General features: G+C 35.6%; 10 protein-coding genes and 1 tRNA gene. 7 read left to right on the forward strand and 4 right to left on the reverse strand.

What is annotated here, in order from left to right; translation table 11 throughout:
* The first annotated feature begins 46 nt into the window (after positions 1–46).
* The 7 genes from B4F31_RS11375 to B4F31_RS11405 all read left to right on the forward strand — a co-directional run bounded on the left by B4F31_RS11375 (position 47) and on the right by B4F31_RS11405 (position 8,434).
* Positions 47–1,963, forward strand: a complete 1,917-nt coding sequence (locus B4F31_RS11375; RefSeq protein WP_093305748.1) for an ABC-F family ATP-binding cassette domain-containing protein — start codon at positions 47–49, stop codon at positions 1,961–1,963.
* 60 nt (positions 1,964–2,023) lie between these two features.
* Positions 2,024–3,166 carry an efflux RND transporter periplasmic adaptor subunit gene (locus tag B4F31_RS11380; protein ID WP_093305746.1) on the forward strand — a complete coding sequence of 381 codons (1,143 nt, stop codon included), beginning with the start codon at positions 2,024–2,026 and terminating at the stop codon, positions 3,164–3,166.
* Complete coding sequence (locus B4F31_RS11385) at positions 3,163–6,369, forward strand: efflux RND transporter permease subunit (RefSeq protein ID WP_093305744.1); 3,207 nt, start codon at positions 3,163–3,165, stop codon at positions 6,367–6,369. The genes B4F31_RS11380 and B4F31_RS11385 overlap by 4 nt, the downstream gene beginning before the upstream one ends.
* The gene (locus tag B4F31_RS11390; protein WP_286761327.1) at positions 6,353–7,687 is read left to right on the forward strand and encodes a TolC family protein; all 1,335 of its coding nucleotides are present in this window, start codon (positions 6,353–6,355) and stop codon (positions 7,685–7,687) included. Before B4F31_RS11385 ends, B4F31_RS11390 begins: the two co-directional genes overlap by 17 nt.
* Positions 7,688–7,690: 3 nt before the next feature.
* A complete protein-coding gene (locus B4F31_RS11395) occupies positions 7,691–7,873 on the forward strand; it encodes a CPXCG motif-containing cysteine-rich protein (protein ID WP_093305740.1) in 183 nt (60 codons plus the stop codon).
* An 81-nt stretch (positions 7,874–7,954) separates the two neighbouring features.
* Positions 7,955–8,308 carry an STAS/SEC14 domain-containing protein gene (locus tag B4F31_RS11400; protein WP_093305738.1) on the forward strand — a complete coding sequence of 118 codons (354 nt, stop codon included), beginning with the start codon at positions 7,955–7,957 and terminating at the stop codon, positions 8,306–8,308.
* Between the two features lie 53 nt (positions 8,309–8,361).
* A tRNA-Met gene (locus B4F31_RS11405) sits at positions 8,362–8,434 on the forward strand.
* Between the two features lie 310 nt (positions 8,435–8,744).
* Here the strand turns inward: B4F31_RS11405 and B4F31_RS11410 are convergent.
* Genes B4F31_RS11410 through B4F31_RS11425 form a run of 4 tightly spaced genes read right to left on the reverse strand, consistent with a single transcriptional unit; the run spans position 8,745 to position 15,571 of the window.
* A complete protein-coding gene (locus B4F31_RS11410; protein ID WP_286761328.1) occupies positions 8,745–9,458 on the reverse strand; it encodes a M48 family metallopeptidase in 714 nt (237 codons plus the stop codon).
* Positions 9,448–12,474, reverse strand: a complete 3,027-nt coding sequence (locus tag B4F31_RS11415) for a type I restriction endonuclease subunit R (RefSeq protein WP_286761329.1) — start codon at positions 12,472–12,474, stop codon at positions 9,448–9,450. Before B4F31_RS11415 ends, B4F31_RS11410 begins: the two co-directional genes overlap by 11 nt.
* Before the next feature lie 2 nt (positions 12,475–12,476).
* Entirely contained in the window at positions 12,477–13,796 is a 1,320-nt protein-coding gene (locus tag B4F31_RS11420; protein ID WP_286761330.1) for a 5-methylcytosine restriction system specificity protein McrC, read from the reverse strand.
* Complete coding sequence (locus tag B4F31_RS11425; RefSeq protein WP_286761331.1) at positions 13,796–15,571, reverse strand: McrB family protein; 1,776 nt, start codon at positions 15,569–15,571, stop codon at positions 13,796–13,798. Before B4F31_RS11425 ends, B4F31_RS11420 begins: the two co-directional genes overlap by 1 nt.
* Positions 15,572–15,573: the final 2 nt, after the last annotated feature.

The following is a 15,573-nucleotide window of genomic DNA, read 5'->3' on the forward strand; positions in this document are numbered from 1 at the left end:
TTTCACGTTGTAAATTTAGGCATATTTGCAAAAATAAAATCAACAAATGCTTAATATTCATAATCTCTCTGTTTCCTTTGGCGGAGAATATCTTTTTGAAGAAATAACCTTTAGACTGGGCGCGGGAGATCGCGTTGGTTTAATAGGAAAGAATGGTGCCGGAAAATCTACAATGCTTAAAATTCTTGCCGGCGAGCAGGAATATGATGGTGGGCAGATTGCGCGTGATAAAGAACTGAATATTGGTTTTTTAAAGCAGGATATAGATTTTGAACAGGGTCGCAGTGTTTTAGAAGAAGCGCAACAAGCTTTTGTTGAAATAAAGAAACTTGAAAAGCAAATTGATGAAATTAACCATCAATTAGCAACCAGAACCGATTACGAAAGTGAATCTTACACCCAACTTATTCAGGATTTAAGTGAGATTACACATACCTACGAAATAATTGGCGGGTATAATTACGAAGGTGATACCGAAAAGGTGTTACTTGGACTCGGTTTTCAGCGGGAACAATTTGGTAAACTTACCGAAACTTTTTCGGGAGGTTGGAGAATGCGAATTGAACTTGCAAAACTTTTACTTCAAAATAACGATATTCTGTTGCTGGATGAGCCTACCAACCACCTGGATATTGAAAGTATTATCTGGTTGGAGAATTTCCTTAATAACTATTCAGGTTGTGTGATTATTGTTTCTCACGATAAAATGTTCTTGGATAATGTTACCAATAGAACCATAGAAATTTCGCTTGGCCAGATTTACGATTTCAATAAGCCGTATTCAAAATACCTGGTGCTTAGAGAGGAATTAAGAGAGCAACAACTGGCCGCACAAAAGAATCAGCAACGTGAAATTGAGCAAACCGAAAAGCTTATCGATAAATTTCGGGCAAAAGCTTCAAAAGCTTCTATGGCACAGTCGCTTATCAAAAAACTTGATAAAATAGATCGGATTGAGGTAGATGAGGATGATAATGCGGTGATGAATGTGAGTTTCCCTATTTCTATTCAACCTGGGAAAGTGGTTATAGAAGCAGAGGGGATTGGCAAAGCTTATGGTAATAATCAGGTTTTAAAGAATATTGATCTTTTAATAGAACGTGGAAGTAAAATTGCTTTTGTGGGACAAAACGGGCAGGGGAAAACCACGCTTGCTAAAATTATTATTGATGAAATTTCTTACGAAGGAAATTTAAAACTGGGTCACAATGTTCAGTTAGGATATTTTGCGCAAAATCAAGCCGATTACCTGGACGGTGAGAAAACCGTATTGGATATTATGATTGATTCTGCCAATGAAAAGAATAGAAGTAAGGTTCGTGATATGTTGGGTTCATTTCTCTTTAGAGGAGATGAAGTATCGAAGAAGGTGAAAGTGCTTTCAGGAGGGGAAAGAAACCGTTTGGCGCTTTGTAAGCTTATGCTACAGCCCTTCAACGTTCTTATAATGGATGAGCCTACCAACCACCTTGATATTAAATCCAAGAACGTATTAAAGGAAGCGTTGAACAGGTTTGAGGGAACTTTAATAATTGTTTCTCACGACAGGGATTTTCTTCAAGGACTTTCTAATAAAGTTTATGAGTTTAAGCATACCAAAATAAAGGAATATCTGGGTGATATTAATTACTTTTTAGAGCAGCGTAAACTGGAAGATATGCGTAGTGTTGAAAAAAGAGATAAGGCGGCGAAAGTTCAAAAAGATGCCGGTTCTAACAACAAAAAAGCCTACAAAGATCAGAAAAAAGTAAAATCTTTAAAAAACAGGTTGAGCAATACCGAATCTAAAATCACTAAGTTAGAAAAAGAACTCGAAACGCGTGATATGGAATTAGCTACAAATTACGATGAAGTTGCAGCGAAGCCAGGATATTTGGAGAAGTATAAAACAAAGAAAAAAGAGCTAAACTCTCTTATGAAAGAATGGGAAGAAATTCAGGAAAGCCTGGATAGTTTAGCATAAACAATTCTTATAATTTCAAGTTTAAATTAAACCAATTGGGCAAATAGGTGTCTTACACACATGGATAAACGCAAAATTATACTTTCTATACTTGGAGTATTACTTATTGTTTTAGCAGTTTTTGGTGCAAAAGCAATTATTGATAGTAATGTGAAAGAAGTTCCCGAGACTACCAAAGTGGTAAAAAATGTATTTGTAGAAACTGTTGAAAACCGAAGGGTTCCCATAATAGTTCCCGCCAATGGTAATGTTACCGCGCTTAAAAAAATGGAGCTTTTTTCTGAAGTAGAAGGAATTTTCCAGTACAGCAGTAAAGATTTTAGACCCGGGCAACGTTATAATAAAGGCCAGGTGCTATTAAGTATTAATTCAGAAGAATATGCTGCAAGTGTGCGTTCGGCTAAAAGTGAATTATTCAATAATATCACTTCCATTATGCCCGATCTTAGAATGGATTATCCAGATTCTTTTCAGAAATGGCAGGATTACCTGAATAATTTTGATGTAAACAGTACAACCAAACCTTTGCCTGAGGCAGATTCAGATAAAGAAAAATATTTTATTACCGGCCGCGGAATCCAATCGGCTTATTACGAGATAAAGAACCTGGAAGAACGCCTTAGAAAATTCAATATAGTTGCCCCATTTAATGGAGTTTTAACTGAAGCTTCCGTAAACCCGGGAACTTTGGTAAGACCCGGCCAGAAACTTGGCGAATTTATAGATCCTTCGGTTTACGAACTTGAAGTTGCTGTTGGGAAAAAGTTTTCAGATTTATTAAAAATCGGAGAAAATGTAGCGCTCCAGGATCTTGACGGGAATCAGACATACACAGGTACCGTAAGCAGGATAAATGCCAGGGTAGACCGAGCTTCACAAACCATCCAGGTTTTTATAAGAATTGAAGATCCCGATATTCGGGAAGGAATGTACCTGGAAGCAAAATTAGATGCTCGTGATGAGGATAATGCCATTGAGATTGCCAGGGAATTGTTGGTAGACCGGTCAAAAGTTTACGTGGTAAAAGATAGCGTGATGGTTTTAGAAGAAATTAATCCTGTTTATTTTTCCAGCAATAAAGTGGTGATAAAAGGCCTTGAAGATGGCGATAAGCTTGTTTCGGCCCCTGTTCCCGGCGCCCATCCTGGAATGAAAGTGCAAATACAGGAAGAGAAAGACACTGCTAAAGCCGAGGAATTTTGAGAAAATTAATTAGTTATTTTATAAAATATGAGGTAGCCGTTAATGTGGTAATCCTCGCTTTTGTAATTTTTGGCCTCGTAGGTGTATTCAGCTTAAATTCTTCCTTTTTTCCTTTAGAAGAATCACGCATCATCAATATTAGTGTAAATTATCCGGGTTCAGCTCCAGAGGAGATTGAAGAAGGGATTATTCTCAAAATTGAAGATAACCTTAAAGGCCTGGTGGGTATAGAACGAGTGACTTCTACAGCACGGGAGAGTGGCGGTTCAATTACAGTAGAAATAGAGCAGGACGAAGATATAGATGTTATGCTCACCGAAGTAAAAAACGCGGTAGACCGCGTTCCTACTTTTCCTGGCGGAATGGAGCCTTTAGTGGTTTCTAAAGAAGAAAGAGTGCGCCCATCTATTAGTTTTGCTATTAGCGGCGATGGCGTGCCGCTGGTAACGCTGAAACGTATTAGCGAGCAAGTAGAGAACGATCTAAGGCAGCTTGACGGAATTTCGCAAATAGAAATTTCTGGATTTCCTGAAGAAGAAATTGAAATTGCAGTGAGCCAGGACGATCTTTTAGCTTATAACCTAACTTTTGAAGAAGTTGCCAGAACCGTTGGCGCAGCAAATATCTTAAGTACCGGCGGAACTATTAAAACCGAAGCAGAAGATTATTTAATAAGAGCAAACAGCCGTAGTTATTATGCCGATGCTTTAAACGATTTGGTTATAAGATCTTCAGCTACCGGTCAAACTACCCGCTTAAGCGATGTGGCCGAAGTTAGGGATCAATTTGGTGAAACTTCTAACTCTTCATATTTCAACGGCAATATTGCTGTAAATGTAGCGATAAGCAATACCAATAATGAAGACCTTTTATCGGCTGCAAAAAAGGTAAAAGAATACGTAAAAGATTATAATACGAAAAGCAGTAATATTCGCCTGGATGTAGTATCAGATTCTTCTATTACATTAGGGCAAAGAACCCAGCTCCTGCTAGAAAATGGGGCAATGGGAATATTTCTCGTGTTATTGTTCTTGTCGATTTTTCTAAATACAAGGCTGGCATTTTGGGTGGCTTTTGGGCTTCCCATTGCGTTTTTGGGGATGTTTATATTTGCTGGTCAGTTTGGAGTAACTATAAACGTCCTTTCTTTATTCGGGATGATTATCGTAATTGGGATCCTGGTAGATGATGGGATTGTAATTGGTGAAAACATTTATCAGCATTATGAAATGGGGAAAACTCCCGTTCAGGCTGCTTTAGATGGTACAATGGAAGTTATTCCTCCCATAATTTCAGCTATTTTAACTACGGTTTTAGCTTTTTCAACATTCTTATTTTTAGACAGTAGAATTGGTGAATTTTTTGGCGAAGTTTCCACAGTGGTCATTCTTACTTTAGTGGTTTCATTGGTAGAAGCACTTATTATCTTACCGGCCCACATTGCTCATTCAAAAGCATTACAAGCCAGAAATGTTGAAGAAGATAACAAGAAAACCGGCCTGGCTAAGTTCTTTGTTAAGATGCGGGTAGTAAACCGCACCGGGGATAAGGTTATGAGCTATTTAAGAGATAAATCTTATAGCCCCGTATTAAAATTTGTACTTAAACAACAAATGCTTTCTTTAGGAATTTTGGTTGCTGTTTTAATTCTAACCATTGGCGCAATTGGTGGCAACTGGATTAGGATAACCCTATTCCCAAGTATTGCCAGTGACAGGGTGAGTATAGATCTTTTAATGGCTGAAGGAGTGAATCCCGAAAAAACAGACTCTATTATTTCTATGGTTGAAGCAGCTGCCTGGCGCGTAAATGAAGATTTTAGCAGTCGCCAAAGCGGAAATAAACAAGTTGTAGAAAATACTATAAAAAGAGTTGGCCCCGGAAATAATAAAGCTTCTCTGCAGGTAAATTTACTGCCCGGAGAAGAAAGAGATATTGGATCGCCAGAAATTACAAATGCTATAAGGGATGAAGTAGGACCTGTTTTTGGTGTAGAGAATCTTACTTTTGGCTCTGGTGGTAATTTTGGAGGAGATCCGGTTTCGGTGTCTTTACTGGGGAATAACCTCCAGGAACTGGAGGCTGCAAAAGAAGAACTAAAGGATAATTTTGAAAATAATGCGCTTTTAAAAGATGTTAAGGATAACGATCCGCAAGGTATCAAAGAGATTAATATTAAACTGAAAGAAAGCGCCTATGCTCTTGGCCTGGATCTTAGTGAAGTGATGCGCCAGGTGAGAAACGGTTTTTTTGGAACTCCGGTACAGCGTTTTCAGCGGGGCCAGGATGAGATTAGGGTTTGGGTTCGTTACGATCTTGAGAATCGGTCTTCTATTAACGATCTAGACGATATGCGATTAACAACACCAGATGGCGCGCGTGTACCGTTTAATGAAATTGCAAATTATGATATTGTGCGCGGTACCGAATCTATAAGCCATTTGGACGGACTTCGGGAAATTAGGGTGAGTGCAGATATGGAAGATCCCAACGGAAGTTCTACCGAAATTCTAGCAGACATCAGAAGTAACGTAATGCCCGATTTGCTTGCAAAATATCCCAGTTTATCGGTTTCTTATGAAGGGCAAAACAGGGAAGCCAACAAGCTAACCGATTCCGCTAAGGGAGTATTACCGGTGGTGTTATTCCTTATTTATGCGGTAATCGCTTTTACTTTTAGAAGTTACAGCCAGCCATTATTATTAATGATAATGATTCCTTTTAGTATTATTGGGGTTGCCTGGGGACACTGGATTCACGATTTCCCGGTAAATGTACTTTCCGCTTTAGGAATTATTGCTTTAGTAGGAATTATGGTGAATGATGGGCTGGTGCTTATAAGTAAATTTAACGGAAACCTGCGAGACGGGATGAAGTTTAACGATGCACTTTACGAAGCCGGCCGGGCAAGATTTAGGGCTATTTTTCTAACCTCGCTTACCACTATTGCGGGAATGGCGCCATTACTCCTTGAAAAAAGCAGGCAGGCGCAATTCTTAAAACCAATGGCAATTTCTATTTCTTATGGAATCGCTATCGCTACGGTACTAACCTTACTGCTTTTACCATTACTTCTATCTATCAGTAATAATATTAAAGTGAGTGGAAAATGGCTCGCCAGCGGAAACAGAGTGACGCATGAAGAAGTAGAAAGAGCTATTAAAGAACAAAAAGAAGAAAAAGCACATGGGGAGATTGGTTAATTTAATACTTGTGGTCGCTATTTTTTGTATGGGTAGTATGGTTGCCCAGGAAGAAAATGTCTTAACCAAGGAAGAAGCTATAGCACTCGCGTTGGAGCGTAATTACGGTATTAAAATGGCTAATAACGATGTGGAAATCTCCGAAAACAATCAGGGAATCCTTAATTCTGGCTATTTACCATCGGTAACTGGGCGAGCAGGTGCCGGTTACGATCTTAACAACAGGCTTACTGAACCCGAAGAAGGTGAACCCCTAGATCAACAAGGCATAGAAAGCAATTCTTATAATGCATCTATAAATTTAGATTACACTTTGTTTGATGGTTTGGGTAGGTTTTACAACTACAAAAGTTTAAAAGAACAATACGATTTATCTAAACTTCAGGCCCGGGAAACCATAGAAAATACTATGCTTCAGTTATTAACCGTTTACTATGAAATTGCACGCCTAAGCGAGAATGTTGAAGTATTAAAAGATGTTCTGGAAACTTCAAAAGAGCGTGTAACCAGGGCACAATACCAGTTCGATTACGGGCAGAGTAATAACCTGGCGGTGCTTAATGCCAGGGTAGATGTAAATAACGATAGTGTGAACCTGCTGCAAACCCGTCAACAACTGGATAATACCAAACGAGATTTAAATGTTTTGGTAGATAGACAAATAATGAACAAGGATTTTGAGGTAGATACCACGGTTACTTTTATTCCAAAATTACAATTGGAAGCCTATATTGATGAAGCCGAAGCTAATAACGTTTCCTTGCTTCAGCTGGATAGAAATTTGGCTATTACAGAATACGATATTAAAATTAGCAAATCGGGTTATTTGCCTACTATAGATCTTAACGGCTCTTATGGGTGGAATTTTAATAGAAGTGCAGCAACAGCGTTCTTTCCCGGGAGCCGCCAAACTACCGATGGTATTTCGGGAGGTGTAAGTTTAACCTGGAATCTTTTTGATGGTGGTACTACTTCTGTGCAAATTCAGAATGCTAAAATAACCCACGAGAACCAGGAGTTGCAAAAGAAACAGGTAGCCCTGGGAATTAGAAGGGATATTGCTAATGCTCTGGGAAATTATGAAAACCGGTTATATATTTTAAGGGTTCAGGAAGAAAACGTGGCTACAAACCAGGATAATTTTGAGCGTTCCCAGGAACAATTTAATCTTGGAAGAATTACTTCTATTGAATTTAGACAGGCCCAGGTGAATTTACTGGATGCAAGAACGAGTCTTAATCTCGCAAAATATGATGCAAAGATTGCTGAATTGGAGTTGCTACAGCTCACCGGCCAATTGTTGAATATTGAATTGTAATTTATGTTTGAACACTTTTTTCAATGTCCCTATTGCTGGGAAGAAATCTCTGTACTTCTAGATCCATCGGTTAGAAGTCAAACCTATATTGAAGACTGCGAGAATTGCTGTAACCCTATAGAAATACGTGTCTCTTTTGAGAATGGAGAATTAACATCTTATGAGGCCGTGAATATTGAACAGTAAGCTTCTAAATTACTTTCTATCTACTTCCAAATTCATTTTCTTTTTTTAACTTACGGAATATACTAACCATTCTATAACCCAATGGAAAAAACTTTTGAGTTTGCCGATCATGTTGTCGGTTTTATGATTAAGGAAGAAATTGATCACAAAAAAATGAAAGAGATCCTTTCAAAAATAGAAAATCGTTTAGAAAAAATAAGGCCAATATGTCTTTATTTAGAGGACGAATCTGATGAAGGAATCTCACTGGGAGGTTTTTTTAAGGCAGTAAAATTTCATTTTTCACATCCTGAAGATCTAAAAAAAATAGCTATTGTTACTGATGATAAGATGTTTAAGAAATCTATGAAAATAAAAGATTTTATTGTTCCGGCAGATGTAGAAGCCTTTAAAAAAAAGGAGCGAATGAAAGCTATGAATTGGGTAATGATTTAATTGAAAAAAAGCTTTGGAGAAACAAAAAATGACTGTATATTTGCAGTCGATATCGCGGGATAGAGCAGTAGGTAGCTCGTCGGGCTCATAACCCGAAGGTCACTGGTTCGAGTCCAGTTCCCGCTACTAGCAATGACAAGGCTTTCGAGAAATCGAAAGCCTTTTTTTATTTCTTATAGTACAGAATAAGTACAGAATGGGTACAGAATAACTCCTTATTCAAAAGCAAATTTTTAATTGATATTAATTGCTATCATTTAATATTGATTCTTATGCATTTAGATTTAGGATTGATCCAACCTAAGGATTTTGTGCACCAATATTTAGGATGGGTGGAAAACCATTATCGGATCAAACCTAATTGTTGTGTTTAAGAAAAAATTGTAGTTAATCTTTATAATAAGAATTCTACATTTTTTACAACAAAAATAATTTTTTAATAAACCACAGGCAGTTCGTTCAACTCTCTTTTATAGGTTCTCCAATTTGGCATAAACTTATCTAACAAAGCTCTAAATTTGTCATTATGGTTACGTTCCAAAAAGTGCATTAGCTCGTGAACAATAACATACTCCAAACAATGTCTTGGTTTTTTTGCCAATTCTAGGTTTAATAATATTTTTCTTTTTTCAATATTACAGGAACCCCACTTGGTTTTCATTTTTTTGACATCCCAATGTTCACAGATCAAACCAGTTTTTTCTTCCCAATTCTTAATAATACCAGGTACAATTTCTTTTAAATGAGCTCTATATTTTTCTTGAAATACTTTTTCTTTAGCATTTTCGGATGCTTTAGGATTTATATATAATTCTAAATAGGTTTTATTCTTAATTATCAACTCATGCTTGCCGTGACGCTCTACTACTTTCAACAAAAAACGCTTCCCATCAAAATAATGGCTTTCGCCTGTAATATATTCTCTCGGTGTCTCTCTTAATTGTTCGTAGAAGTTCTTTTGATGCTTTTTAATCCATTGTATTTTACTAATTGCAAAAAGTCTTATAGCCTCATCTTTGACCTCCTTAGGTGAAGCTATACGGATTCTTCCTGTAGGGGGATAAACTGCTAAATGCATATTTTTAATATCCTTTTTAACCACATCAATCCTTAAATCCAGTACCTGTATCTGTTCTTCCTTAATACTCATTTTGATTTTTTATAATTTCAAAAATCTCATCCACACTATAACCATCGGGAAGTATATGTTTGATTGCAATTTTTATTTTTTTCTCTTTTAATTTATTACCTCTAAAATCGGCTTGCTTATTATATTTGACTGTTTCATCCATTAACATTGCCAATGCTTCATCTTTTCCCAAATTATCATATAATGCTCGCTTTGCGTTAGTGTCTAATTCAGAAGGGTAAGAAGATGTTTTACTGGGTCTTGTTACTTTTTTGGTAAGCTCTATTATCTTTTGAAGATACTTTTTATAATCAAATGCTTCACGCCTTCGTTCCAATATCAATTCATCTAAAATAACTGACATTTTTTCGAAATATCGTGGATTGGTCGGGGTTTCCTCAATAATAACTTTACGTAGGTTATTTTCAATGGTTTCTGCTACGGCCTCTTTATCTTTTTTAATCCCTTCTGGTAAAGAATCAACAGCGTCTTCCCCACGCTCTACAATTAATTGAATTAAGGATAAATCATCAAAGGCAGAAATTGTTTCGCTTTCTTCTGCTCTAATGTAGCTATCAATTAAATGTCGCATTGCTGGCTCAAAACGTTTTAAGTCGATATAATCGCCACTTGCTTTTTCTATTTCATCTCTTAAATTTGTGTAAAACCTTACTTCCTGCTTTACTGTTTCGATTTCATCTGTAGTATAACCGGCTTCTCTCATTTCGTTGGCAATATTGGCATAAGAACGAATTAAGCTAACAGTATACTTATATAGGTTTAACCTTAGAGGTTCAGTATTTTTTAAATCTGCTTTATTTTCTGAATTACCACAAAAGAAACGTTGAAAATTAATCGCACTTTGTGGAAACACCGGTTCACATAAAGCTTTAATCGTTTCCCTTGCGTTTTCTAATCGCTCTTTTGCCTTTTCTAATCTATTTTCCAAAAGCCCTTGTACATCGTCCTCATCAAATTCTCCAAAAGCTTCTTTAGTGTAGTCGTCAATTGAACCTTCTAAACTTTCAAACAAGTCCTTGTAATCTATAATATAACCATATTCTTTACTCTCTCCATCTAATCTATTTACTCTACAAATTGCTTGAAACAAACCGTGATCTCGCATTTGCTTATCAATATACAAATAGGTTGCTGATGGCGCATCAAAACCAGTTAGCAGTTTATCAACCACAATGAGTAGTTTCATTTGGGCAGGCTCCTCTATAAATTTTGTTTTCGCCTCCAGTTCAAAATTTTCTGTGGTCTTACCATCGAGCATTTTTATATAGGTTTCATACTGCATCAATTTTTCAGTATAGCCTTCTTCTCCAGTTGTTTCGTCTTTAATACTCTGAATCGTAGGGTTGTAAGATGTTATAATAGCACAGCGTTTAAAGCCTTTCTGTTGAAAGATTTCGTAATAACGACAGGCTTGATAAATACTTCCTGAAACCAACATTGCATTTCCTGTTCCGTTCTGTAACCTATCTTTAAGCTCAAAATCCAATAAAACATCATCAACAATTCTATTCAATCTGTCTTGAGAACTCAAAACTTTTTGCATTGTTCCCCAGCGTTTTTTCAATTTTTGTTTTGCAATATCTGTTAAGCCTTTGGTTTTGGCATCAAACCATTGGTCTATTTTCCTTTGTGAAGTGATATTTTGTTCTACATCTCTCGCTTCATACCTGAGATCTAAAACCACTTTATCCTTAACAGCTTCATCAAATTTATAGGTGTGAATATAAGTGCCAAAAACTTCAATACTTTTCTGTTTGTCTTTTTTCAGCAAAGGCGTCCCTGTAAATCCAACAAAGACAGCATTTGGCAGTATTTGTTTCATTGCTTTATTCAAGCTTCCAGATTGTGTTCTATGACATTCATCTACAAACACAAAAAGATTTCCTTTTGCTTTAAAATCTTTAGACAAACTCAGTGTCAATTCTTCTGCAAAGGCATCAAAATTGGCTTCATCTTTACCACCGAATTTGTGAACCAATGAGCCAATGAGCCATTCATTTTTCTGATTGAGTGTATCAATTAAATCCCGACCACTTCTCGTTCTGTAAATTTCCTCTTGAACGCCTTTAAAGACCTTTTCAATTTGACTGTCAAGTTCTTCTCTATCGGTAATTATCAATACCCTGGCATCATCCACATTTTCTCGCAACCATTTGGTGAGCCACACCATCGTTAAGCTTTTACCGCTACCTTGGGTATGCCAAATAATGCCGCCTTCTCTCATTAGAAGTCTTTCTTGTGCTGCTTTGACCCCAAAATATTGATTGTGTCGACATAATTTTTTTACGCCTTTATCAAATACAATAAAATCGTGAATGATTTCCAAAAAGCGTTCCTTGTTACATATTTGAAATAGGTGCTTTAATAACTTGTTTTGTTCTTCGCTGTTTTCTTTCCATTGGAGATAATATTTTTCTGAAGTTTCAATCGTTCCGTAACGCAAACCTTCAGTATCATTCCCTGCCATTAGTAATTGCATTGTGGCATAAAATGAACCAATGACGTCTTTCTCTTGGTTCAATAAATTTTGTCTGATGCCCTCTGTAACGCCTACCGTACTTCTTTTCAGTTCGATTACTCCAAGGGCCATACCATTTATATAAATTACAATATCTGGTCTTTTGGTGTGGTTTCCGGAAATAGTAACTTCCTCGGCAATGGCAAAATGGTTGTTACTTGGATTTTTCCAGTCAATTAGCCAAACGGTTTCTTTATTTTCCCCGACATCTGGTCGTACTTTAACGCCATAACGAAGCAAACTATACGCATCTTTATTGGCATCGTATAGGCTTTTACCCAAATCACTCGTTTCCTTAGATAACTTATCGATAGCCTTGGTAATGAGTGTGTTTGAATAGCCTTTCCTTTTTAAAAAAGGAACTAAATATTTAGGTTCTATATTACTATTGCCAGCTCGGTCTTTCCAATCGCCGAGATAGTCATAATTTAAACCCAATTCAAAAAACTGAACTACTTTGTTTTGGGTGATACGTTCTATTTGGCCTATGTTGCTCATATTTAATTTATTTGTAAGTCGGCTATTCTATTTAAGAAGTTTGCTTCCTCTTCTTTTATTTTTTCCTCATTCAAATTTGTATAATCAATTCCGTCAACAAGGTATTTAGTATTTGTGGCTTCTTGATTAAAGAGGGTTTCTGATCTATTCTTGAATTGTCTTTCTCGGCTAAATTCTTTTGACAAAGGGTATAAAAGCCCTCCAGCTATAACTTTTTGATTTTGATGATAATAACTAATATAGGTATGGATTTGAAAGAAATCAGCTCTGTCATAATCAAAATAATCGAACTCCATTCGTTTATATTTAGCATCCCAAACCATTACTTCATTACCTTTTTCTAAAATAATATCTGGAATTATTAGGCGCTTGAAGTCTTTACCCGTATAGGTTTGGATTTTGTCTTTCTTTAAATGCCACCCAAATTTTGCAAAGTGCCGCTTTAAGATTGATTGTAAATAGATTTCCCATACTTCCGCCATATCTAAAAAGAAACTAAAACTATCTGAAGTACTGTCATTATTGCTATTGAAATTTTTCTTTTTAATTATATCCCAAGAGAGATCAACAACCGGTTTAAAGGATAAATAGATGTTATTATACCTTAAGTTCTTATAATCTAATTCGGTTAAATAAGTATCTCTAGTATTAGATGCTTGTAATTGTTCGATGGCATTTTTAGCTCCTAAGGACACCCTAATTGAAGATAGCTTATAATCCGCTTTCAGAATTTTATAAGCTTTAATGAGAATTTTAGCTACAGTTGAATCAACTACTTTTTCGTTATATCTACTAACAATTTTTTCTTCAACCTGCAGAGGTATAATACTTTTTCTTACATCTAAACGACCTCTAACGATTGCCCCTTTATAATTTTTAAACTCATTCTGCTTTGGAATTCCGTGCTTATTCGCTTTTGATAATAGATTTAACCACAAAAAAGCTATTAATTGTTTAATTAGGTATTGATAATCATTTTGCTTGGTGATGGTGCCTTTGGAATTGGCCAATTTTATATTGTAAATTTCCTCTAGCATCCTAAAGAGTTGTAAGTTCCCAAACCTGGGTGTAATTACAATTTTATAATTAACATCTTTATATTCAAATTGAGCTTCGCCTATCAACCTACCTGCATACCATTTTCCATCTCTTGTATTAAAATATGCTATTTCTAAATCATCCCTATTGGTATAATTACTAAAATGGAAAATATTTAGCTGTTTTTGGTTAGAAATGAAATACTTCAATACGTCTCCATATCCCTCTTGATTTTCAAAAGGAAAGCAATCTTTTGCATTAATTAGAACTGGCGAGTTTAACATTATTTATTAAAGAAAATGTTTTTAAGTTCTTCTAAAATTTCATCCCTTAACTCTAATTCCATATTCCCTAAAAAGGAAACAAGCATAGGTTCAATGGAGATGTTCCATAAAATACCAGTTGCTCCACCATCATTTCTGTATAGTTGATTTTGTAAATTTTTGTAACCACCAATCTCTTTGTAACTTTTATAAATTTCAACAATTTCTCCAAAGAAGGTATGACCTATTTGATATTGTTTGCCTAGTTCTGGAGTGATTGATATTTTACCATTAAGAGCTGTTACATTCTTCACGTACCTTTCAATTTCATCACCCATCTTTAATCGTGTTTCCAGGGCATCATTTTTTTTAGTTATTATTTCCCAAAGTATATCTTTACTATAGCCATAAAAGAACCATAAAAAACGCCTTCTTAATGCAAAATCAATACGTTCAAGTGAAAAGTCTATTTCATTCATTGTACCAATTACATACAAATTACTTGGTATAGTAAGCTCTAACTCACCAACACCGACTTCGATAGGTTCATCTCTATTTTCTAATGCAGAAAACACTTCTCCGAATAGTCTTGATAGGTCAATTCTGTTAATTTCGTCCAATATTAAAACGTGAGGTAATTTCTCTTTGTCTTGCGCTGCTGCTTTGCATATATTGAACAACGTTCCTTTAGTTTTTTCTGTATTACCATCTTTTAATTGATAGCCTGCAATAAAATCTTCATAAGTGTAATTTGGATGAAGCTGTAAATGATGTATTCGGTCAGTTATAAAATCTGTTTTTTCTCTAAAGTATTTTACAACATTCTCTTTGTTGCTTAAATAACTATGGGAAATCAGGGCCTCTGCAAGGTGTTTCGCTGTATGGGTTTTACTTGTTCCTGGTGGGCCATATAAAATAATGGCTTTTTTATATTGTAATCCTTGTATCTCTGAAAAGCCCTCTTCTGTTAAAGAGTAGTTCCAGATTTTAGCATATTCTCGTTCATAAAAATCAAAGTCAGGTCTTGTATATTCTCCTAATTTTTGTCTGATAGCATATATTTTTTCATCAGCACTTAAATTTTCCTTTTCCTGCTCATTTAATAAACCATTAAATGAAACTATGATTTGATTTTTATGGTTATCAGAAGCTATACGCTCATAATATTCAGGATTACTGGCGTAGGTCAAGATATTCGTTAGAGCTAATTTGTTTTTTGGTAACTTATCTTTTAAGTCATCTGGTAATTCGTAACCATCAACCTCATTTTTTTGTTTGAGATATATACAGATGTTCTCAATCCAATTCTTAACTTCCTCTAATTCACTAATTTCATTTGCTTCAATTTTTCTTTTAATGAATTGAATTATTAGTAAACTAAAAGTGATTTCGTAATACTTATTATTTGTGTGCCATTGTCCTGCACTCCCAAATCCTTCTGGATAAATATCTTTAACCAACTTATCATCACTTAATTCTGTGGTTCTTTTTGTATAGTGTAACTTTTTTTTATAGCTAATATCATCTACTGCAAAAGCCCACAGCCATTCTGCGTGAGCAAACACTAATCTAGTATCTAAATCTGCATCTTTAAATTGTTGAGCTATTTTTGCGTCAAAATTACTATTTTGGTCGCCGTTAAAATTTTTTACAAAGTATTCGAAACAATTGTTTATAGTGGTGTCATTCAGGATATTTTGATGGCCAACTGTTAAGATACTATTCCTGCTTAAAAGGAATTCATTTACAAATCGATCAAAGCTTTTATATACATCTTCTGCGTGTCCTTGTCTCATAT

The organism is Salegentibacter sp. UBA1130 (assembly GCF_002311535.1).
GTDB classification, from domain to species: domain Bacteria; phylum Bacteroidota; class Bacteroidia; order Flavobacteriales; family Flavobacteriaceae; genus Salegentibacter; species Salegentibacter agarivorans.

What these genes read in the sequence shown, in the direction of transcription:
- B4F31_RS11390 (WP_286761327.1), top strand. Translation starts at nt 6,353, where the DNA reads ATGGGGAGATTGGTTAATTTAATACTTGTGGTCGCTATTTTTTGTATG.
- B4F31_RS11410 (WP_286761328.1), bottom strand. Translation starts at nt 9,458, where the DNA reads ATGAGTATTAAGGAAGAACAGATACAGGTACTGGATTTAAGGATTGAT.
- B4F31_RS11395 (WP_093305740.1), top strand. Translation starts at nt 7,691, where the DNA reads ATGTTTGAACACTTTTTTCAATGTCCCTATTGCTGGGAAGAAATCTCT.
- B4F31_RS11375 (WP_093305748.1), top strand. Translation starts at nt 47, where the DNA reads ATGCTTAATATTCATAATCTCTCTGTTTCCTTTGGCGGAGAATATCTT.
- B4F31_RS11380 (WP_093305746.1), top strand. Translation starts at nt 2,024, where the DNA reads ATGGATAAACGCAAAATTATACTTTCTATACTTGGAGTATTACTTATT.
- B4F31_RS11425 (WP_286761331.1), bottom strand. Translation starts at nt 15,571, where the DNA reads ATGAGACAAGGACACGCAGAAGATGTATATAAAAGCTTTGATCGATTT.
- B4F31_RS11400 (WP_093305738.1), top strand. Translation starts at nt 7,955, where the DNA reads ATGGAAAAAACTTTTGAGTTTGCCGATCATGTTGTCGGTTTTATGATT.
- B4F31_RS11415 (WP_286761329.1), bottom strand. Translation starts at nt 12,474, where the DNA reads ATGAGCAACATAGGCCAAATAGAACGTATCACCCAAAACAAAGTAGTT.
- B4F31_RS11420 (WP_286761330.1), bottom strand. Translation starts at nt 13,796, where the DNA reads ATGTTAAACTCGCCAGTTCTAATTAATGCAAAAGATTGCTTTCCTTTT.